Source organism: Ruminococcus sp. RTP21484sp1_RTP21281st1_A8_RTP21281_210402, from assembly GCF_040914025.1.
Taxonomy (GTDB): domain Bacteria; phylum Bacillota; class Clostridia; order Lachnospirales; family Lachnospiraceae; genus Blautia_A; species Blautia_A faecis.
This window is the reverse complement of the sequence record NZ_JBCPGE010000023.1, coordinates 44284-65630: the sequence shown is the minus strand read 5'-3', so window position 1 is coordinate 65630 and position 21347 is coordinate 44284. Positions and strand designations below refer to the sequence as shown.

22 protein-coding genes and 1 pseudogene are annotated in these 21347 nt (G+C 41.4%); 19 read left to right on the top strand and 4 right to left on the bottom strand.

The window, feature by feature from the left end:
- The first annotated feature begins 269 nt into the window (after positions 1 to 269).
- From AB5170_RS12360 to AB5170_RS12290, 15 genes are all read left to right on the top strand, one after another.
- On the top strand, positions 270 to 464 hold the full coding sequence (locus AB5170_RS12360) for a DUF6462 family protein (RefSeq protein ID WP_117639540.1): 195 nt from the start codon (positions 270 to 272) through the stop codon (positions 462 to 464).
- Positions 465 to 555: 91 nt separating this feature from the next.
- Complete coding sequence (locus tag AB5170_RS12355) at positions 556 to 753, top strand: hypothetical protein (RefSeq protein WP_144167542.1); 198 nt, start codon at positions 556 to 558, stop codon at positions 751 to 753.
- Positions 754 to 786: 33 nt separating this feature from the next.
- Positions 787 to 2028 carry a tyrosine-type recombinase/integrase gene (locus AB5170_RS12350; protein ID WP_144167544.1) on the top strand — a complete coding sequence of 414 codons (1242 nt, stop codon included), beginning with the start codon at positions 787 to 789 and terminating at the stop codon, positions 2026 to 2028.
- A 163-nt stretch (positions 2029 to 2191) separates the two neighbouring features.
- Entirely contained in the window at positions 2192 to 2671 is a 480-nt protein-coding gene (locus AB5170_RS12345; protein WP_237926033.1) for a methionine--tRNA ligase subunit beta, read from the top strand.
- A gap of 212 nt (positions 2672 to 2883) precedes the next feature.
- Positions 2884 to 3486, top strand: a complete 603-nt coding sequence (locus AB5170_RS12340; protein ID WP_055271744.1) for a Type 1 glutamine amidotransferase-like domain-containing protein — start codon at positions 2884 to 2886, stop codon at positions 3484 to 3486.
- Positions 3487 to 3631: 145 nt separating this feature from the next.
- Positions 3632 to 3826 (top strand): zinc-ribbon domain-containing protein, encoded by a 195-nt coding sequence (locus AB5170_RS12335; RefSeq protein WP_202017096.1) that lies wholly within the window; start codon positions 3632 to 3634, stop codon positions 3824 to 3826.
- A 198-nt stretch (positions 3827 to 4024) separates the two neighbouring features.
- The gene (locus AB5170_RS12330; protein WP_330382804.1) at positions 4025 to 4864 is read left to right on the top strand and encodes a site-specific integrase; all 840 of its coding nucleotides are present in this window, start codon (positions 4025 to 4027) and stop codon (positions 4862 to 4864) included.
- A 475-nt stretch (positions 4865 to 5339) separates the two neighbouring features.
- Positions 5340 to 5681, top strand: coding sequence for a nucleotidyltransferase domain-containing protein (locus tag AB5170_RS12325; protein WP_173703807.1), 342 nt, complete (start codon positions 5340 to 5342; stop codon positions 5679 to 5681).
- Positions 5668 to 5841, top strand: a complete 174-nt coding sequence (locus AB5170_RS12320) for a hypothetical protein (protein WP_226814914.1) — start codon at positions 5668 to 5670, stop codon at positions 5839 to 5841. Before AB5170_RS12325 ends, AB5170_RS12320 begins: the two co-directional genes overlap by 14 nt.
- 490 nt (positions 5842 to 6331) lie before the next feature.
- Positions 6332 to 7468, top strand: coding sequence for a Fic family protein (locus AB5170_RS12315; RefSeq protein ID WP_187565282.1), 1137 nt, complete (start codon positions 6332 to 6334; stop codon positions 7466 to 7468).
- A gap of 29 nt (positions 7469 to 7497) precedes the next feature.
- Positions 7498 to 8451 (top strand): Fe-S-containing protein, encoded by a 954-nt coding sequence (locus tag AB5170_RS12310; RefSeq protein ID WP_173769384.1) that lies wholly within the window; start codon positions 7498 to 7500, stop codon positions 8449 to 8451.
- 144 nt (positions 8452 to 8595) lie between these two features.
- On the top strand, positions 8596 to 9567 hold the full coding sequence (locus AB5170_RS12305) for an alpha/beta hydrolase (protein WP_226821276.1): 972 nt from the start codon (positions 8596 to 8598) through the stop codon (positions 9565 to 9567).
- A 265-nt stretch (positions 9568 to 9832) separates the two neighbouring features.
- Positions 9833 to 11221 carry a condensation domain-containing protein gene (locus AB5170_RS12300; protein ID WP_368361598.1) on the top strand — a complete coding sequence of 463 codons (1389 nt, stop codon included), beginning with the start codon at positions 9833 to 9835 and terminating at the stop codon, positions 11219 to 11221.
- Between the two features lie 97 nt (positions 11222 to 11318).
- On the top strand, positions 11319 to 11549 hold the full coding sequence (locus AB5170_RS12295) for an acyl carrier protein (protein ID WP_173770817.1): 231 nt from the start codon (positions 11319 to 11321) through the stop codon (positions 11547 to 11549).
- A gap of 79 nt (positions 11550 to 11628) precedes the next feature.
- Positions 11629 to 13173, top strand: coding sequence for an AMP-binding protein (locus AB5170_RS12290; protein ID WP_368361597.1), 1545 nt, complete (start codon positions 11629 to 11631; stop codon positions 13171 to 13173).
- 33 nt (positions 13174 to 13206) lie between these two features.
- Here AB5170_RS12290 and AB5170_RS12285 read toward each other — a convergent pair.
- The 4 genes and pseudogenes from AB5170_RS12285 to AB5170_RS12270 all read right to left on the bottom strand — a co-directional run.
- Positions 13207 to 13266, bottom strand: a pseudogene (locus tag AB5170_RS12285) (DUF6783 domain-containing protein); the annotation flags it as partial.
- A gap of 15 nt (positions 13267 to 13281) precedes the next feature.
- On the bottom strand, positions 13282 to 13860 hold the full coding sequence (locus AB5170_RS12280; RefSeq protein ID WP_173772999.1) for a TetR/AcrR family transcriptional regulator: 579 nt from the start codon (positions 13858 to 13860) through the stop codon (positions 13282 to 13284).
- A gap of 101 nt (positions 13861 to 13961) precedes the next feature.
- The gene (locus AB5170_RS12275; protein WP_368361596.1) at positions 13962 to 14663 is read right to left on the bottom strand and encodes a LytTR family transcriptional regulator DNA-binding domain-containing protein; all 702 of its coding nucleotides are present in this window, start codon (positions 14661 to 14663) and stop codon (positions 13962 to 13964) included.
- Positions 14664 to 15076: 413 nt separating this feature from the next.
- The gene (locus AB5170_RS12270) at positions 15077 to 16084 is read right to left on the bottom strand and encodes a LacI family DNA-binding transcriptional regulator (protein ID WP_118577680.1); all 1008 of its coding nucleotides are present in this window, start codon (positions 16082 to 16084) and stop codon (positions 15077 to 15079) included.
- Positions 16085 to 16420: 336 nt separating this feature from the next.
- Between AB5170_RS12270 and AB5170_RS12265 the strand changes: the two genes are divergently transcribed.
- The 4 genes from AB5170_RS12265 to AB5170_RS12250 all read left to right on the top strand — a co-directional run bounded on the left by AB5170_RS12265 (position 16421) and on the right by AB5170_RS12250 (position 21257).
- The gene (locus AB5170_RS12265; protein WP_118577679.1) at positions 16421 to 17821 is read left to right on the top strand and encodes an L-fucose/L-arabinose isomerase family protein; all 1401 of its coding nucleotides are present in this window, start codon (positions 16421 to 16423) and stop codon (positions 17819 to 17821) included.
- A complete protein-coding gene (locus tag AB5170_RS12260) occupies positions 17818 to 18657 on the top strand; it encodes a transketolase (protein ID WP_368072516.1) in 840 nt (279 codons plus the stop codon). The genes AB5170_RS12265 and AB5170_RS12260 overlap by 4 nt, the downstream gene beginning before the upstream one ends.
- Positions 18650 to 19582 carry a transketolase family protein gene (locus tag AB5170_RS12255; protein ID WP_294429870.1) on the top strand — a complete coding sequence of 311 codons (933 nt, stop codon included), beginning with the start codon at positions 18650 to 18652 and terminating at the stop codon, positions 19580 to 19582. Before AB5170_RS12260 ends, AB5170_RS12255 begins: the two co-directional genes overlap by 8 nt.
- A 199-nt stretch (positions 19583 to 19781) precedes the next feature.
- Positions 19782 to 21257: a glycerol kinase gene (locus AB5170_RS12250; protein WP_294429868.1), complete on the top strand. Its 1476-nt coding sequence runs from the start codon at positions 19782 to 19784 to the stop codon at positions 21255 to 21257.
- The last annotated feature ends 90 nt before the right edge of the window (positions 21258 to 21347 follow it).

Here is a 21347-nt window from a genome sequence, read left to right as displayed (position 1 = left end):
ACGCCATGAATGTCATGATGGTAACTTTGCGACACCGTGTCGCAAGGTTGGAGTACGTGAATACGTGTTTATGAGAAATTGACATGAGCGATTCATATCTGGCTGTAGGCAGAGTGTGGGAACTTTGTGGCGAAGACACTGTTTCTGATAATGATACTTCCGGGATGGCTGCCCGGTCTGAAAAGATGGTGTGATTCCAATGAGGCTGTTTCCCGACAGCCGCCTGCAGAATTTTTATATTAATATAGAGAGAAAAGGAATAAAAGAATATGCAAAGAGCAACAAAAAAAGTGGAAAAGAAAAGGTTAGTCAGATATAAAGAGGGTGCAGAAATGTACAGTATGGGAATGAATAAATTTCAGACATTAGCAAAGGATGCGGGAGCCATCTTGAAGATAGACAGAATGGTATTGGTTGACTTAGATATTTTTGATCAATATCTTGAAACATTCCGGGTGCAGTAAAAGAATTATTTTTGATAAGGAAAGATTTTCAGAGAAAAGGAAAATACACTTGACTTACGGTTAAACCAAAAGTATAATAAAGGAGAAATGGATGGAGGTGTACGATGTGGCTAAAATGGGAAGACCAAAGTCAGCGAATCCGAAAAATACGTTGATTGGATTGAAACTGACAGAGGAAGAAGCCACAAAACTTAGAGAATATGCGTCCAAACATGACATGACCGTAACAGAAGTGCTACAAAAAGGAATTGATTTGCAGTATGCAATGGAAGATTCCCAAAGAAGCTAAGTGTGAAAATTCTTTCCTTGAGAAAGGAGAAAAATGGCATATTCAAGGAAGGATAGAAAAGGGAGGGTATTAAGAAAAGGCGAAACACAACGTAAATGCGATGGAAAGTATGTGTATACATATATGGATACATTAGGCAGAAGACGCAGCATTTATTCAAAAGATATTAAGACATTAAGAGAACGTGAAGAACAGTTAGTTAAAGATCAGCTAGACGGTCTGGACACCTATGTTGCAGGCAGTGCAACAGTTAATTTTGTTTTTGATAGATATATTTCTACAAAATCAGAATTGAGAGAAACAACAAGAACGAATTATAAATATATGTATGATCGTTTCGTGAAAGATGGGTTTGGCAAAAAGAAGATTGCTGTGATTAAGTTTTCAGATGTCCTACAATTTTATCAATACTTATTGAAAGATAAGAAAATGCAAGTGAATACGCTAGAGACTATTCATACGGTGTTACATCCAACCTTTCAGTTAGCAGTAAGGGATAATATTATCAGAACTAATCCGAGTGATGGGGTAATGGCACAAGTAAAAAAGCTACCGGGGCGAAATCATGGTGTGAGACATGCACTAACCTTGGAGCAACAGAGAGCTTTCATAAGATACATAGAGAATAATGAAAGGTTTGAAAGCTGGGTGACATTATTCAAGTTTTTACTTGGCACTGGCTGCAGAATAGGTGAGGCGATTGGAATCCGGTGGGATGACATTGATTTTGAGAAGCGGATAATTAGTATCAATCATAGTTTGGTTTATTATAGCAGGGAATATAAGGGACATGGTATTTGTTCATTTGCCGTATCATTACCTAAAACAGAGGCGGGCATAAGAATGATTCCTATGCTTGATACAGTTTATGAAGCTCTTAAAAGAGAGTATGCATTTCAAGAAGAAAACGGGTTCAATGAAACAGAAATTGATGGAATGTCTGGATTTGTTTTTTCTAATCGTTTTGGAAATGTACATAATCCACAGGCTATCAATAGAGCAATTAAGCGTATATACGAAGCATATAATGTAGAAGAGGTGCTAAAAGCTGCCAAAGAAAAGAGAGAGCCGATTCTTATACCGCATTTTTCATGTCATCATTTGAGACATACTTTTTGTTCGAGGTTTTGTGAAAATGAGACAAATTTAAAGGTAATTCAGTCTATCATGGGACATGCAAATATTGAAACTACGATGGACATTTATGCAGAAGTTACAGAAACAAAAAAGCATGAGTCGATGCAGGAATTAGCAAAAAAATTAGATGTATTTTAGGAAAGAGTCTGATTTAGTTTTGCTGAGGAGGTACGACAAAATTTGTATAGTACGACAAGAGTACGACAAATTAAAGAGCCTTAATCAGTTCTAAAGGTTTAGAGAATAAATGATGAAAGGCTGTAAAGTGTTTTAATAAAGGGAATTAAATTGTATAAGATGTATGCAGTTAGAAATCCCGACAATGAAGACCCTCGGTGGTGTAAAATCCGAAAATGGTGTAAGTTCTAAAGAGGTTTCTACACCAAATTCAGAGCCGGAAAAAATTGATTTTTCTAAGGTAAAGGTTGAGCCTTTGTTTGAAGAAGATGTTGATTTTGATACATTCTCAAAGTCAGATTTCAGAGCAGTTAAGGTTAAAGAATGCGTTGCTGTACCGAAGTCAAAGAAACTCCTTCAGTTCACTCTTGATGACGGAACAGGCATAGATAGAACCATTTTAAGCGGTATTCACGCATATTACGAGCCGGAAGAACTTGTTGGTAAGACACTTATCGCAATCACAAATCTTCCTCCAAGAGCAATGATGGGCATTGACTCTTGTGGTATGCTTCTCAGTGCAGTACACGAAGAAGAAGGCGAAGAAAAGCTTCATCTCCTTATGGTAGATGACCATATTCCGGCAGGTGCAAAGCTCTATTAAGAAGTACCGTTTTACCTTACAAAACGGGATGTACTTCATTTGTGAAAAAGCTCTGAAAATACACAAATACACCAAATTTACACCAAATGGTGCTTGAAACGGTGCAGAGCCTTAAAAATCGCATATTTTAAAGATATATGGGCAGTTCCATTGCGGAATTGCCCATTTTCAGAAAGAAAAAGATAAATCGGTATTTATAAAGGAGAATATTGATGAAACTATTTTTATGTTCGCACTTTTCAAGTGTGGGAAGTCTGATAAAGGAAGAAATTGAAAATAAGAAAGTCGCATTTATTCCAACAGCTTCACTGCGTGAAGGCTACACCGGTTATGTCGGCTCGGCTCGAAAATTATTCAAAAAGTTGGGAGCAATCGTAACTGAAATTGATATTTCAACGGAGGCTTATTCAACGATACAGTCTGTTTTTGAAGAAGCAGATGTGATATATTTTACCGGCGGAAATTCTTTCTTTCTTATGGACCAGCTCCGTAAAACGGGAACTGATGGGCTACTGAAAAAGGAATTGGCAAATGGAAAATTGATGATCGGCGAGTCGGCAGGCGCAATTATATGCGCTCCAAGCATCCAATATATCGAGCAAATGGATGAAAAGCCAGAGGACTACTCACAAGAAGATGATGCAGGGCTTGATTTGATTGATTTCTATGTTCTTCCGCATTATCTTACAGCACCATTTAAGAAAGTTACCGAGAAAATAATGACTGAGTTTTCGGATTTGAATCTATGCCCGATTAACAACCGTCAGGGAATTGTAATTGATGGTGAAGGTTCAAAGGTTATTTGCAAAGACTAATTTGAAAATTCCCATTTATCAAGCCCTTTGAGAGAGGAGAAATCTTTTCTCAAAGGGCTTTTTCTATTTTTACGGATATTCGCAAACTACAAGAAAAAGCCGAAACCTCATATACTTTAATCACAGAGGAAGTGGAGGTTTTGATATGAGTAACAGCTTAGCGGCAGTACATCCAGAATTGATTGCAGAGTGGTCAGAAAAGAATTTACCACTGACACCGGACAGTATAACTTTCGGCTCGAATAAGAAAGTATGGTGGAAAGGTGCTTGCGGTCACGAATGGACTGCCGTTTTATCCAGTGCTGCTTTGATATCGTTTCTGTATCCAGCGATTGACTGAGTAGCCAGCACAATATTCACATGATACTTTCTTGCTTCACACAGCATTTCTAACAGAACGGAATCCTCTTTCAAAGAAAGATTCTGGAACTCATCTATAAAAATCCATAGGCCTTTAGTAATCAGCTTTCTTGTACGTAACCCTCTCCAGAGTAATGCAAGGGGCCTAAAGATTGCGACAATAGATAATATTCATACAGTGATACATCAGATTCTGCAGCTTGCTGTTGAAGACAATTACATAAGAAGAAATATTTCAGATAATTTGCTGAAAGAATTAAAAAGTTCTCATCATTATGAGGATTCACATAGACGCGCTTTGACATTACCAGAGCAGGAGCTGTTTATGGAATTTTTGTCCAAAGAGAACTCACAGTATTATCATTGGCTTCCTATTTTTACAGTTATGCTGGGAACTGGAATGCGTGTAGGTGAAATTACCGGGTTACGTTGGAATGATATCGACTTAAAGTCTGGAATAATAGACGTGAACCATACGCTGGTTTATTATAAACATCGGGATGAGAACGGCTGTTATTTCGATATTCATTCTCCGAAGACCAAAGCTGGAGTGCGTCAGATCCCTATGACGGAGGAAGTAAAGAATGCGTTCCTGTTAGAGAAAAAAATGCAGGATCTGGCAGGAATACAGTCCAAAGTAACTATTGACGGGTACCACAACTTTATTTTTGTAAACCGCTTTGGTAATGTGCAGAACCAGGGAACCCTAAATAGGGCTTTACGGCGTATTATAAGAGACTGTAATGACAAACAGCTCCTGAAAGAAAAAAATAATCCCGTGTTACTTCCAAACTTCTCCTGCCACTCACTCAGACATACGTTTACAACACGCTTGGTAGAAGCAGGAGTAAATATTAAAGTGATACAGAACCTGTGTGGTCATAGCAGAAGTGATGTGACACTTGATATATATACGACAGTAACAAAAGAATTAAAACAGGCAGAGTTTGATGATTTCCAGAAAAAACTGAAAGAAAAGAAGCAGGAATGGAAAAACAGACAGGAAAAGGATGCGTGATTCTCTTCTGGCGTTGTCGAAAAAATCTTATTGCATAAGCAGTGGTAGTAAGATTATAATAAATGTAAAGGGAACAAAAGATAAGCTATGGAGCTATAGACTAATATCTGGAAAATAAAACCAGTGGCGCAATGAGAATGTACTGGGTTTACGGTCCAGATCAGAAAGATATTACAATTATCGGTTTGGAGCCACACTCAGAAGATAAGAAAATGGTGCATACGACCGAATTTCACTGTCAGATTTGTAGAATAAAACTGAATATGGAATTTTAACTGAGCAGCTATTCTATAAATAATAGGGTGGCTGCTTTTATTCCTTATTAAGTGGGAGATGTTTGTCTAAATTTGGAGAAAAATACTTATTGCATAACCGAGTGTGGTACGCTTATAATAAAGTAAGATATCTACTATATTTGAACAGAAGGTGCCGTGAGAGGCATTGAAACTGGTAATGAGCAGCAGGAGGTGGGACTATGCCGATAACAACACGAAATTTATTGGACCAGTACACAGAAATTTTGCAGAAAATATATGGAAAACATTTAAAAAAGGTGATTTTGTATGGTTCTTATGCAAGAGGTGATTACAGGGATGATTCAGATATAGATATTATGATTCTTCTGGATTTATCTGATATGGATATAAAACAGTATCGGCATGAATTATCTGGTGAAACCTTTGATTTTAATATGGATCACGATCTTGATATAAAGCCCATAGCTAAAAGTCAACAGCATTTTCAAAATTGGGTTGATGCGTACCCATTTTATGCAAACGTGGAAAAAGAGGGGGTAAAGCTATTTGAAGCAGCCTAATGAAAAAGGAACACAGAAGGATCTGGTTCTGTATAGAATTGAAACGGCACAAAGTGACATTAAAGCCGCAGAGATCCTTCTCGGTGCGAAAGAGTTTCGTGGTGCCAATAATCGTGCATATTACGGAATCTATCATGCTGTGTCTGCAATTCATAATTGAGGTGCTTCGGCATCTCTTTTTCTTATCCTCAAGAATGTAGTATCAAGTGTTATCAAAAAGTGACACCTTGACGTTACTGTTCACTGGTAACGTTCCGCGAGGCGTTTTTTGTGAACAAAGTTCACAGAAAACCCGAGAATTACGGCGCGAAATCATGCGAATGCATGATTTCTGTGCATCGCGAAGCGCGTTACTGTGAACGGAGTGAACAGTAACACCTTGACGAATAGAAGTTGCGAACGAATCCTCATATCTTGAAAAAAAATAGATTATTCATAGTATAATATCAAATAAGAATGAAACAGTATCCCTTGGGGGGGAATGGCAAGGTACAGATACTTGCACCGGAAAGTGTGAAAGAACAGTACAGACAGATGATTGCAAAAGCTGATGAGGATATGCAGAAAAGCGAATAGTGCAGATTTGAATTTGCGCAGACAGTCTGCACAAATTAGATTGAATTATAAGACTATGAAGCGAGGTAGTGGATATGGAAAAAGACCCGTTTAAGGAATATTTGAGGGAGTCTGAACCGGATAAAGCTCATAAGGGATATGCTTGGAGTACGGCAATCGGACTTCAGGCAGTGGACGGACTCAAACCATCTAGATATTTGATTGATACTGCCATTCAGAATATTGAAGGCAAAATCACAATGAAAGAAGCACAGAGCCTTATTGATAGTTACTATGAGGAAAGACCTGTGCATTTGTCCGATGATGAGCGTACCGAAGAAGCTGATAAGGTTTCGTCCCGTATTGCTGAAATTCTTTCTGAAACAGCGTTCTCATTTTCTCCAAATGAGTATATCTCTATCCACCGCAAACTCTTTCGGGGTATTTATAAACACGCCGGAAAGATTCGAGATTACAACATCACAAAGAAAGAATGGGTGCTTGATGGAGCAACTGTAATGTACGGTAGTGCTTCAGAACTGAGAGCCACACTGGAATATGATTTTTCGCAGGAGAAAGATTTTAGTTATAAAGGACTTTCAATGGACGAGATTATCCATCATCTTGCGGTGTTTGTTTCAAGATTATGGCAAATCCATATCTTCGGAGAAGGCAATACGAGAACAACGGCAGTGTTCTTTATCAAATATTTAAGGACACTGGGCTTTTCTGCAACCAATGATATTTTTGCGGAAAATGCGTGGTATTTTAGAAATGCACTTGTCCGTGCAAATTATACGAACCTGCAAAAAGGTATTCACGAAACAACAGAGTATCTGGAAGTATTTCTCAGAAATCTGCTTTTGAACGAGAAAAATGAGCTTCATAATAGAAATCTTCATATAAGTGGACTTTTGAACGAAGAAAAAGTGGACATTGGGGATTCGAAAGTGGATATTGAGAATGAAAAAGTGGACGTTCAAGACAAAAAAGTGGATATTGAAAGTGTGCTTTCCGGAAAAGGTAGTGATTTCTCAGTAAAAACGACGATTCATATTCATAGACTTTTTGAAAGATTTGGTTTTGATGAGGTGTTTGGAAGAAGTGCAGTTATGGAGCTTCTTGAGCTAAAAGGTTCAGGTGCTTCAAAACTTCTTTCCAATTTGGTAAAGGCAGACATTATTGAACCGGTATCCGGTCACGGAAAAGGAAGATATAAATTCAAGAAGTAGGGCTTCTTACATCTGTTCATTGTATAGCGATGTGTGGAGGGATTAATCTGTCGCAGTGCATTCCTGTGGCAGACGATGACAATGGGAAAACTCCGAAAAATAAGATAATCTTTCCATCCTTGTTATATAATACGGGACGTGTGATTTCATATTCGGTAATCGGTTTTTTGCTGGGCGGAATGGGAATGCTGTTAACAGGAGGCGGCGGAATGGGAATTCCACTGCTTCTGCAGGGGATATTGAAAATAATAGCGGGTTTGTTCATGGTGATCATGGGAATAAACATGTTGGGCTGGATTACATTATTAAGAAAGTTCCAAATCAGATTTCCACAAAGGCTGACTGATAAAATAAACAAGAAAAGAAGAAGAGAGAACAGACCGTTTTTTGTCGGACTGTTGAATGGGCTGATGCCGTGTGGCCCCATGCAGTCCATGCAGATTATAGCACTTGGATCGGGAAATCCTGTCTCAGGTGCGGCTGCGATGCTGATGTTCAGTCTGGGAACAGTTCCTCTGATGCTTGGTTTTGGAAGTCTGGATACGTCAGAAGCTGAAAATACGGAATCAGATGCGGAGAAAGAGGAAACAGTGGTATATGAAACTCCTGCCGTAGAGAATGGTGAAATTTCAATTGATGCAGATACATTGACTTCGAATCCAATGTATATCAATTACGATTCCAATGGAACCAATATCCAGCTTATTGCTGTAAAAGGCTCGGATGGAACTCCGCGCTTATCACTTAATACATGTCAGGTATGCAATCCATCGCCAAGGGCGTATTTTAAGGAACAGAACGGAAGACTGGTATGCCAGAATTGTGGAAATGTATTCACGACAGTCAGTGTAGGTGAAACTACAGGCGGGTGCAATCCTATGTATATAGATTATAAGAATACAGACGGAAAACTGACGGTAAGTGTGGCAGATCTGGATACATATGCAGATCAATTTGCATCGTGGGATGGTCCGGTAAAATAGTATCTTCATCGGAGAGCTATCAGCTTGAAAGGTGGATACCTTATCTGCCACCTGAGTCTATGGTGAAAGACCTTAAAGCTATCTGATATAACTGAAGTTTTACGGGCAGGATTCTTATTCAAAATGTGAACTGCGGAGGAAATCATGATGAAGAAAAAAATTATTAAGCTGTTCGCAATACTGGCGGCTGTTTTTCTGGGATCCCTGGAGGTGGGATGGCGCTTTTTTAACATGGTGGTCTGCTGCAAAAGGGGAGAGCAGAAAAAGGAAAGAAAAAAATGGTTTGAACTGTCTCATATCAGGGAAAATCATCCCCAGAACGGTTATGCCAGAGAATATAATGAGAGTAAGGCATGGTGCTTTGGACAGAACATGCAGGACTGTTATATCAAAAGTATTGATGGATTAAAACTGCATGCATTATATCTGCCTGCAGTAGCTGCAAAACGGATCGTCATATTAAGTCATGGATATCGTGGCAGCCGGTTTGGCACGTTGTCGTTTATGGCGAAATATCTGCATGAGCATCAGTGCGATGTCCTGTTTATCGAGCATCGCTGCTGCGGTGACAGCGAGGGAAAATATATTACTTTTGGGGCAAAGGAACAATGGGATGTGCAGCAATGGGCAGTGTATATGGCTGAACGAAACAAAGAGAAGCTTCCCATTTACCTGTACGGACAGTCCATGGGTGCAGCTTCTGTGCTGATGGCATCAGGACATACACTTCCACCGGAGGTGAAAGGCCTGATTGCGGACTGTGGTTTTCAGTCTATGGAACGGCAGATGCGTGATATGGCAGCTAACTGGTTCCACCTGCATCATATTCCGTTGCTTCTGATGGAACTGGACTGGTTCTGTTCTCTTCTGGCTGGATTTCATATGAAAGATGCAGACACTACAGAAGCCATGAAAAAAAATAAAAGACCGGTTCTCTTTTTCCATGGAGAGAAGGACACCTATGTATATCCCAATAACTCTTTTCAGAACTATATGCTCTGCAGGGCAGAGAAGGAACTGGTGATCATACCGGGAGCTCGGCATCTGTGCAGTGCCTATGCAGATCCGGAACTGTATCAGCATAAGATGATGGAATTTTTTGAAAAATACGATTAAATGAAAAAATCCTGACCGAGATTTATCAGACATAGTACATAGCAGAAAATATACCTTTGAACTGCTAGTACATCGAAACTTAATATTCGATGTACTATGTTAAATGTATGATAAGTTCCGGTCAATTTTTTATAAAGTGTTCATTAAGTCTTCAGGGTACTGGTATTTCCTGAGAAGGTATGATATTTTTTCACCTGAAGCATACATACAATGTTTTCTGTCCCGGATAAAGAGGAAAATCGGGACAATGGAGGTTATCTATTATATGAGAAATTATTATCCTTTGACGGCAGCTCAGAAAATGCATCACAACTGGATCCTGGATTATGGTACACAGCAGGTATCTGGCGTGAGCGTTGTGGCTTCTGTACAGGCAGAACTGGATTTTGGATTATTAAAAAAATGTATTCAGATGGAAACAGAGCGTTCCGGTTGTACCAGAGTCCGCTTTACAAAGCCGGATAAAGAGGGAAATGTAAAACAGTATATTGAAAAACAGGACCCGCGTGATATTGAGCTGAAGGATCTGTCAGGAATGGAAAGTCTGGCAAAGGCAGATGAGCTGATGCAGCAGTGGGCATATGAAACATTTGACGGAAATAATATTCCCATGTGTGAATTTACCATGCTGAAGCTTCCAGAAGGATACAATGGTTTCTTTTTACATATGGATCACAGACTGATCGATTCCTGTGGACTTGTAGTTATGATCGAAGATCTGTTCCAATTATATACGCATTACAGATATGGAACAGCCTGTCCTCAGGAACTGGTAGATTTTGAAACGGTTCTGAAAAAAGACCTGGCAAAGGCGGGCAATGAAAAGCGTTTTGCAAAAGATAAAAAATTCTGGGATGACCAGCTGGATGCACTGGGTGAGCCGTTATATTCTGATATTCAGGGACCGTCCGTATTGGAGGAAGCAAGAAAGCGCCATGGAAATCCGAAGCTTCGTGCTTCTGACATTGAGATGAACGAGCTGTTTGTTGCAGTAAAGGATTATCATCTGGAACCGTATGCGACACAGAACCTGATGGATTTCTGTATGAATCATCAGCTTTCTATGACAAATTTGCTTCTGCTTGGTATCCGTACTTATCTGTCAAAAGTAAATAATGGACAGGAGGATATTACAATCCAGAATTTTATATCCAGACGTTCTACCCATGACGAATGGACTTCAGGAGGAAGCCGAACCATTATGTTTCCATGTAGAACAGTGATCTCACCAGAGACAGATTTTCTTTCGGCAGCTTATGAAATTCAGAATATGCAGAATCGAATTTATATGCACAGCAATTATGATCCGGCATTTATTGTGGATGAGATGAGAAAAAGATATCATACACCGGAGCATACCAGCTATGAAAGCTGCTATCTGACCTATCAGCCAATGCCGGTGAAGGTGGAGAATGAAATGCTTGGAACTATTCGCCAGCATGCCAAATGGTTTGCAAACGGTGCTGCAACCAAGAAAATATATCTGACCGTATCTCACACCGAGGATGGGGGAATGAACTTCTCCTATCATTATCAGACTGCTCATCTGGAGGAGCATGACATGGAACTGTTGTATTATTATATGATGCGTATTCTTTTTAAAGGGATTGCAGAGCCGGATATGAGCATTGGAGAGATTATGGAACAGGTATAAAGAGCAACAGGTTCCACAAAGCATGAAAGGTTAAGCGTGGTTAACGAGAACTTGTCGGCATTGTTTTTATAGAAATCAAAAATCAGGAGGAAATGGAATGAGTCAGGAAATGGAATTTAAAAATATTGTGGCGCAGTACAGTAAAGTGAAACCGGAAGAGATGACAGGTGAGATGAGATTTCGTGAGGATCTGGGATTTACTTCCCTGGATTTTATGTCTTTCCTGGGTGAGCTTGAGGATACCTTTGATATTGAACTGGATGAAAACGAAGTGACAAAAATTACAACTCTTGAGGAGGCACTGAAGCTTCTTGAGGAGCTTCAGTAGGACTTAACGTTACTGTTCCCGGAGTGAACAGTAAGAATTAACAGAGTGTCAGTTCACTGAACAGTGAAGGAGGAAAAATATGCTGATCAGGAATATATTAGAAGGAAGTGTACAGAAATTTGGCGAAGTCAAAGCAGTAAAATGGCTTAACCGAAAAGAAGTTCTGGAGAAAAGCTACAGCGAAATGATGAAAAATGTGATTTCTACCAGAAAAGGACTTCTTGCAGAAGGGTTTGAGGGAAAACATATTGCATTAATCGGAACCAGTTCTGTAGAATGGATCGAAAGCTATCTGGGAATTATTACAGGATACACTACAGCGGTGCCGCTGGATGCTGCACTCCCGTGTGAAGAACTGATCGACCTGATAAATCGCTCCGATTCCGAAGCACTCTTCTTAAGTCCGAAACACAGACCATATCTGGAAGCATTTCTTGCAAACTGTCCCAAGCTTCAGAAAGTATGGATGCTCCAGGAAGAGGTGGAGGATCTGCCTTCAGGCGTGTACAGTATCAATGAGCTGAGAGACATGGGAAAGAGCGCAGCAGAAGATGCTTCCTGTCCGGATGCAGAAGCTATTGCGACTATTATCTTTACTTCCGGAACCACAGGCAAGAGCAAAGGGGTTATGCTGACACAGAATAATCTGGCATCCAACGTTGAGGCAGTTAAGATTTCAGCAGAGCCTGGAACTGCCATGCTCAGTGTACTTCCAATCCATCATGCATTCTGCCTTGTCATGGACTGGCTGAAAGGATTTTCTCAGGGGGCAACTATCTGTATCAATGACTCCCTGCTTCATATGGTCAGAAATATGAGCATTTTTAAACCAGATATCATGCTCATGGTTCCGATGATGATTGAGACAATTTATAAGAGACTGGCGGCTGCTGATCCGGAAATCCCGAAGGCGGTTCTTGCAGAAAAAGTATTCGGCGGAAAACTGCAGACGATTTTTACCGGCGGGGCACATCTGGATCCGTACTATATTGACCGTTTTGCAGAATATGGCGTTCAGATACTGGAAGGATATGGCATGTCGGAATGTTCTCCTGTTATCAGTAATAATACACCGGAAAATCATAAACCGGGTTCTATCGGAAAACCACTTGAGAATGTGGAGATAAAGTTTGAAAACGGGGAGATTCTGGTAAAGGGTACAAGTGTTATGAAAGGGTACTATCAGATGCCGGAGGAGACAGCGGAAACACTGAAGGATGGCTGGCTGCATACAGGCGACAAGGGCTATATGGATGAAGATGGATACCTCTTTATTAACGGTCGTGTGAAAAATCTGATTATTCTCTCCAATGGGGAAAATGTATCACCGGAAGAACTTGAGAACAAGCTTGCGCTGAATCCACTTGTTGCGGAAGTGATTGTAACAGGTGAAGAGAATGGTCTGACAGCACGCATCTATCCGGAACAGGCAGTTGTGGAGGCAAAGGCACTGGATACGGAGATGATTCGTTTACAGCTTCAGGCATTTCTGGATGTATACAATAAAAATCAGCCGACCTATCGTCGCATTACAGGTCTGGTGATCCGGAAAAATCCGTTTATACGCAGTACAACAAAGAAAATCAGGAGACAGGATGTCCTGATTGATGAGCCACAGGCATAAAAAAATCCGTCTGAGTGAATTGCTTAGACGGGTTTTTCTTATGACTGTTTGAAAGAGCATTCCCGCAATCTGCACGCTCCACTTTGCGGGAATGCTTTTTCAAACACGTCAGGATAAAAGAGGCAGCATGCCAGTCAGGAAAACCTGAGTCAGAATCTCTGCGATGACTTCTGGTTCAAGATCAAAATGATCTCGGGTCCATTTGTGAAGAACACCGATCGTGCTGCCGATCGCACAGGTGATCACATAAGATATTTCCTCTTTTGTGTGTCTGCCGGGTCTGGCACTGGAGGTAGTAGCTGTGACATAGTGATGAAGCATAGTCAGCATTTTTTCAAAGAGATCATTCCCATGGGGTGTGCTCAGAAGACTGGACAGGAAAGGATTTTCCATTGTATAGCGGCAAAGTGTCAGAAAATAGGACTGACAGATATCCCGGTTATTTTCAGGATGAAATTTTTCCATTATAGAAAAAACATCCTGGATCGTCTTTTCCTCAACAGCGGATACAAGAGAAGGAATGTCTTGATAATGATTATAAAAAGTGCTTCTCGCGATACCGGCTGTCTTAGTGATATCGGATACTGTGATCTGATCAGGAGTTTTTTTCTTTAGAAGTTTAAAAAAAGCACCCAGGATGGCTTCATCCGCTACAGAATATCTTTCGTCAGGAACTGGATTTTGCATAGTCGATTCCCTCCCAATATTTTATCAATAAATATAAGGATATGAGTGGCAAAAGACCTTTTGACTCTCATATCATGTATATATGGAAATCTGGAAAATGTTTATTTCTCTATTTCATAGGCAGGAATCAATATACATGCGCAGAAGTTTTCCAATGGCTGGAAACATTTGATAATAAGTTCACGATGAATCCTGGCACTGTAAGTCTTGAGACGACAGCTTCCGCCATTCAAGGCAACATCTGTATATGCGGCAAGGAGCTTCTTATCTCCGTTGGGAAATGCCTGATAAAAAGACTGGTCAAGTATTTCCAGAGTATCCATGCCTTCCAGAAGAAGCATTTCTTTATTGCAATAGCGGAAAACGAAGTCAATTCCAGTTCCGTTTTTATTAAAAATCAGTTCGATTACACAAAAAGCAATGGGCATATCATCTAATACAGAAAAACGCGTACGAATATTTGGAGATAAAGTCTTGGCAGGATCCTGATGCAAAGATTTGTTCAGAAATTTGTGAGTGGCCGCGCCACGCTTACGTCCTTCCAGACGTACGCCATCCTTCATATGATAGGTGCAGTTCTCAATATGATCAATCTGTCCTCTGGAAACCACGGTGCCCTTATTTATGGAAATATAATCATAAGGTATAAGAATTTCATATAAATCTTTGATTGTGATAAAAGTTTTCACAACTCGTCCATCGGTCATATAAATACAGGTCTTATTCTCCTGCCTGAGCAGATATTTGATATTACTGATATGGATATTGTTTTTCCTTAAAAATTTCATGATTTTTTCATCCATATAAATATCCCTCCGGTTATTAGTGTAAGGTAGAAGATGTCAGGTTACTATATTTCTGACATTGCTATCTGCAGATAATGAAATAAGTATACCATAAATGTAAAGATTTTACCAGTGTAATTGGGTAAAATATAAGGCTGCATGATCTGTATGCATCGTGATTTGTTTTGGGCGAAAAGAGCGCAGAAAATCCGGTTTTTTCAGATGAAAAAATGCACGGATATTATAAATGAAAAGCGAATTTTGTGATAATTTCACAATAAAAGACGATGTTTTCGAAAATAATTTTGAAACAAATAAATATATCATAAATACTGTAAAAAGACAGGGATTTTGGCATTAAATGTTTCTGTAATAAGTAATTAAAAAAGGTATCACAACCGGAAATGAAAGGTTGCGATACCTTTTTTATGTCAAACTGAAAATCGTTTTACCAGATTTGCCGAAACTTCAATTTTACAGGTATGCTGTCTGGGTTCGTTTATTTGAGAGAGAAGCTCTCTGGCGGCAACCTGTCCCATATAATGACGGGGGATGCTGATACTGGTAAGGGAGGGGTCGATAATGCGTCCCTCAGAGATATTGTCGAAGCCTACAATTGCCACCTGCTCCGGCACCTTGTAACCTCTGAGTCGCAAGGCCTTGATGGTTCCGATTGCAATCAGGTCATTGTCCGCAAAATAACAGTCTGCCAGAGTATCTCCCCTGTCAATAATTGCAAGCATATCTGCCATTGCTCCATCAATGGTTGGAGAAAGCTGGTGGATAATACAGCGGGAACGGGACATTCCGTTATCATGGACAGCATGATAAAATCCCTCCAGGCGCTCTGAAAAGTTGCGGAGAGGATAAGCAGACTGCAGGTATCCAGGCTGCTTCATTCTCCGGCTGATCAGATAATCGGTAGCCAGATAAGCTCCCTGACGGTTATTGGGAACAACATAATTACAGTTAAGGTTTTCAAAATAGGCGTCTAGGATCACCACCGGAAAAGGAAGCTTCAGGAAAGGCCGGACCATTTCTTCCCGCATTTCAGTACCAAACAAAATAATTCCAACGCAGTCAGTAGTTCTTAAATCCCCCAGATAATGCTCCAGATTATCCCGCTTTTCATAAAATGTGATTACTTTCAGTTTATAATTATCTTTTTGCACTACGGATTCCATACCCTCCACCATAGCATCAAAAATAGGAGAATAGGACATGATGGCATTATGGGAACGATAGCTTACCGCGTAAATGCTTCCGGCTTTATTTTTCTTTAGAGAAAGTTTGGTAAAGTCGTAGCCGTATTTTTCCGCAGCTTCTACCACCAGCCGGCGGGTTTCAGTGCTGACTCCGGGCTTATTATTCAGCGCCATGGAGACGGCAGTCTGTGAAAGATTCAGTTTTCTGGCCAGTTCTTTAGCAGTAATGGACATTTGCGGCACCTCCCGAAGTGGTATTTAGTAAAGTATCTGCTGTTTAGGGCAGAAAGTTGGTTTTCTGTGGAAACTGTTCATATTTCTTTGGCAGAAGTTTTTTCTGTTGTATATATTGTACTTCTTAATTGAAAAATAAACAATATATTTGCGAAAAATAAAGCGAAAATAAAGTCAAAAACACTTTATTTTTTATTGGAATAAAGCTGAAAGAGACCTATACTAGAGCTACAAAGAAAAGCAAATAGAATATCTGGGTAAGTAATAAAGAAAAAGATTTTACAGCTAAGAAAAACCAAAAGAAAATAATAAATATAAACAAGGAGGAATACCAGAATGGCAAAGATCAAAATCGGCTACGCGCCAACCAGACGAAGTATTTTCAGTGCACCGGATGCAGTTAAGTATCGTGGACTTACTGCAGACAGATTAAAAGAATTAGGAATCGATTTTGTAGACATCACAGACGTAAATGATGAGGGCCTTCTTTATGACGAGGCTGGCCGCATTAAGATTGCAGAGAAATTCAAAAAAGAGAAAATCGACGGACTTTTCCTTCCACACTGCAATTTCGGAACTGAGTTTGAATGCGCAAGACTTGCAAAAGAGTTAAATGTACCGGTTCTTCTGTGGGGACCTCTTGATGAGAGACCAGACGAGAATGGTGTCCGTCTTCGTGATACACAGTGCGGACTTTTTGCAACAGGTAAAGTCCTCAGAAGATTCCGCGTTCCATTTACATACATGACAAACTGCAGACTGAATGATCCGGTATTCGAGCGTGGACTTCGTGATTTCATGGCTGTCTGTAATGTAGTAAAAACCTTCCGCAACATGAGAATCCTTCAGATTTCCACAAGACCATACGAGTTCTGGTCCACCATGTGCAACGAAGGTGAGCTCCTTGAGAAATTCAACATCCAGCTGACACCAATCCCAATGCCAGAGCTGACAGATGAGATGAAGAAAGCAAAAGCAGAGGGAACAGAGGTTGCAAAGGTTGTGGAATACTGCCGCCAGAACATGGAAATCTGTGTAAAAGACAACGAGCTTGAGAATGTAGCAGCTCTTAAGGTTGCTATGGGAAATCTTATTAAGAAATACGGCTGCCAGGCAGCTGCAATCCAGTGCTGGAACCAGCTGCAGAGCGAGATCGGAATCATGCCATGTGCAGCAAATGCACTTCTCAATGAAGAAGGAATTCCGGTTGTATGTGAGACCGATATTCACGGTGCAATTACCGCTCTTCTTGTTGAGGCAGCAGCACTTGATGACACAAGAAGCTTCTTCGCAGACTGGACCATCCGCCATCCTGATATTGAGAACGGCGAGCTCCTTCAGCACTGCGGACCATGGCCAATCTCTGTTGCAAGAGAGACACCGAAGCTTACTTATCCGCTGGCATTCAGCCATCCGGGAAGCATTACAGCTGAGGCAAAGCATGGTGAAGTGACACTGGCACGTTTCGACGGTGATAACGGAGAATACTCCATGCTCCTCGGAAAAGCAAAAGGCGTTGACGGACCGAAAGGTATGGGAACTTACCTCTGGGTTGAGGTTGAGAACATCAAACGTCTGGAAGCCAAGATTGTAGAAGGACCATATATCCATCACTGTGTAGGTATCCATAAAGATGTAGTTCCGGTACTTTACGAGGCATGCAAATACATGGGAATCACTCCTGATTTATATGATCCTATTGAAGAAGATGTGAAAGCATATTTAAGAGGTGAATGAGAATGGAAAATTTAAAGGCAAAATCTTTTGACTTGAGAAAAGATACTGTAGATATTATCGTTGCCGGAAAGGGCGGACATATCGGCGGCGACATGAGTGTGATCGATACTCTGATGAGCCTGTATTTCTGCCAGATGAACATTTCTCCGGAAAACATGGATGATCCGGATCGCGACCGTTTCGTACTCAGCAAAGGCCACTCTGTAGAGGCTTACTACGCTGTACTTGCAGCAAAGGGCTTTCTGGATCTGGAAGATATTAAAGCACATTTTTCAAAATTTGGTTCCAAATATATCGGACACCCGAACAATAAGCTTCCTGGAATCGAGATGAACTCCGGTTCTCTGGGACATGGACTTCCTGTATGCGTAGGTATGGCTCTTGCAGGCAAAAAAGATAACAGAGATTACCGTGTTTACACCGTAATGGGTGATGGTGAGCTGGCAGAGGGTTCCGTATGGGAGGGCTTCATGGCAGGACATCAGTACAAACTGGACAATCTTTGCGCAGTAATCGATCGTAACCGTCTTCAGATTTCCGGAAACACAGAGGATGTTATGGGACATGATGATCTTCATGAGCGTATCCGTTCTTTCGGATGGCATGTGATCGATGTAAAAGACGGAAACGATATTGACCAGTTAAATGCTGCTTTTGAAGAAGCAAAAACTGTAAAAGGCAAACCAACAGCTGTAATTGCCAACACTGTAAAAGGCTGCGGTTCTTCTGTAATGGAGAACAAGGCAAACTGGCATCACAAGGTTCCGACTCAGGAAGAATATGATCAGATCATCGCGGATTTTGCAGCAAGAAAGGAGGCCGCTCTTCATGAATAAGATTCCAAACAGACAGGCCATCTGTGAAGTTTTGATGGATAAAGCAAAAGAAGACAAAGATATTATGGTGCTTTGCAGCGATTCCAGAGGATCCGCTTCCATGACACCATTTGCAGATAATTTCCCGGATCAGTTTATTGAGACAGGTATTGCAGAGCAGAATCTGGTAAGTATTTCCGCAGGTCTTGCAAAATGTGGAAAGAAACCATTTGCATGCTCACCGGCCTGCTTCTTATCCACAAGAAGCTACGAGCAGGCCAAGGTTGATGTGGCATACTCCAATACAAATGTTACTCTTATCGGTATCAGCGGTGGCATCAGCTACGGCGCACTTGGAATGAGCCATCATTCTGCACAGGATATCGCAGCTATGTCCGCAATCCCGAATATGAGAGTTTACCTTCCAAGTGACCGCCATCAGACAAAGCATCTGATCGAGGCACTGTTAAAAGATGAGAAACCATCCTATATCCGTGTTGGAAGAAATCCGGTTGAGGATATTTATACAGAAGATAACTGCCCATTTGAAATGGACAAGGCAACTGTTCTGAAAGAGGGAACAGATGTGGCAATTATCGCCTGCGGCGAGATGGTGCGCCCGGCATTTGCAGCAGCCAAGTTACTGGAGGAGCAGGGAATTTCCGCAACTGTACTGGATATGTACTGTGTGAAACCGCTTGACGCTGAAGGCGTTGTAAAAGCTGCCAAGAATGCAAAGGCAGTGATCACGGTAGAAGAGCACGCACCATTTGGCGGACTTGGCTCCATGGTTGCACAGGTTGTTGGTGCAGAATGCCCGAGAAAAGTGCTGAACATGGCTCTTCCGGATGCTCCGGTTATCACTGGTAACTCTCAGGAAGTATTTGATTACTATGGATTAAATGCTGAGGGTATTGCCAAGAAGGCTGTTGAAGCTCTGAAATAAAAATCAAATAAGAAACAAATTTAAGCGTGACTGACAGACTGCGTGGATGCAGAGCCAGGATGCTGCTTGGAAGTGCTGCCCGATTGGGCGTGCTTCTGAGCAGTCTGGTCAGGCACGCTTATTATTTAGTTATAAAACAGACTTAAGGTACAGAGATGTTGATTTTAGAGAATATAAAAGTTTTAAGAGGATAGTAAACATGGCAAAATATATTATTAGTATTGATCAGAGTACCCAGGGTACCAAGGCGCTCCTTTTCGATGAGACAGGAAGCATTATGCGCCGTACTGACCGCCCTCACAGGCAGATCATCAATGAAAAGGGCTGGGTTTCCCATGATCCAGAGGAAATTTACAGCAATGTTCTGGAGGTTGTGAAAGAGCTTCTGGAGGGGGTAGAGAAGGAATATGTAGTTGGGCTGGGAATCAGCAACCAGCGTGAAACTTCACTTGCCTGGAACCGCGTCACCGGTAAGCCTTACGGAAATGCAGTTGTATGGCAGTGTGCCCGCGCAGTAGATATTTGTGCCCGTGTGGAAAAGGCTGGTGCAGCGGAGATGGTCCGCCAGAAAACCGGAATGAATCTTTCCCCATATTTCCCGGCCTCCAAGATTGCATGGCTTCTGGAAAATGAAGAGGGTGCAAAAGAGGCAGCAGAGCGTCATGAAATCTGCCATGGTACTATTGACAGCTGGCTGGTTTACAAGCTGACAGGAGGCAAAGAATACAGAACCGATTATTCCAATGCTTCCAGAACGCAGCTTTTTAATATTTTTGACCTGAAATGGGATGAGGAAATCTGCGGATTATTTGGCATTGATCCGGCAAATATGGCAGAGGTTACAGATTCCGATGCCTGCTTCGGCGAGACGGATTTCGAGGGACTTCTTCCTCATAAAATCCCGATCCATGGCGTACTTGGAGATTCCCACGGCTCTCTTTTTGGTCAGGGATGCCTGCAGCCTGGTATGATCAAGTCCACTTATGGAACCGGTTCTTCTATTATGATGAATATTGGCGAGAAGCCAATCCTCAGCACCCATGGTGTTGTTACCTCTCTTGCATGGAAAATCGGTGGCAAGGTTAACTATGTGCTTGAAGGCAATCTGAACTATACAGGCGCTGTGATTACCTGGCTGAAGGATGATCTTCAGATCATTTCTTCTCCTGGAGAAACCGGTAGACTGGCGAAAGAAGCCATTCAGGAGGACAGCCTGTATCTGGTTCCTGCATTCAGCGGCCTTGGTGCTCCTTACTGGGACAGCGAGGCGAGAGCTTCTGTTGTAGGCATGAGCCGTACTACCCGCAAGGCTGAGTTTGTAAGAGCTGCACTTGAATGTATTGCCTATCAGATTACAGATGTTGTACAGGCTATGTCTGAGGATGCTGGTGTTCCGGTGAAGGAGCTTCGCGTAGATGGCGGTCCGACCCGAAACGACTATCTGATGCAGTTCCAGAGCAATATTGCAGATGCCGGAGTTCTGGTCCCGGATTCCGAGGAGCTTTCCGCTATCGGACCGGCCTATGCGGCAGGATTGCAGCTTGGTGTCTGGGATGAAAGTATTTTTGGAAAATTAAACCGCGTGTCCTATAAACCGGACATGGATGCCAAGAAACGGGAGCAGAAGTATGCTGGCTGGAAGAAGGCTGTGGCTTCGGTGATTACAAACAAATAATTCAGATTCATGGTAAAGTGTTTTTTTTAAGTTCTAAAATAGGCCCCATAATCAGTTGTTCCTGGCGAGCAAGGTTTATGGGGCTGAAAT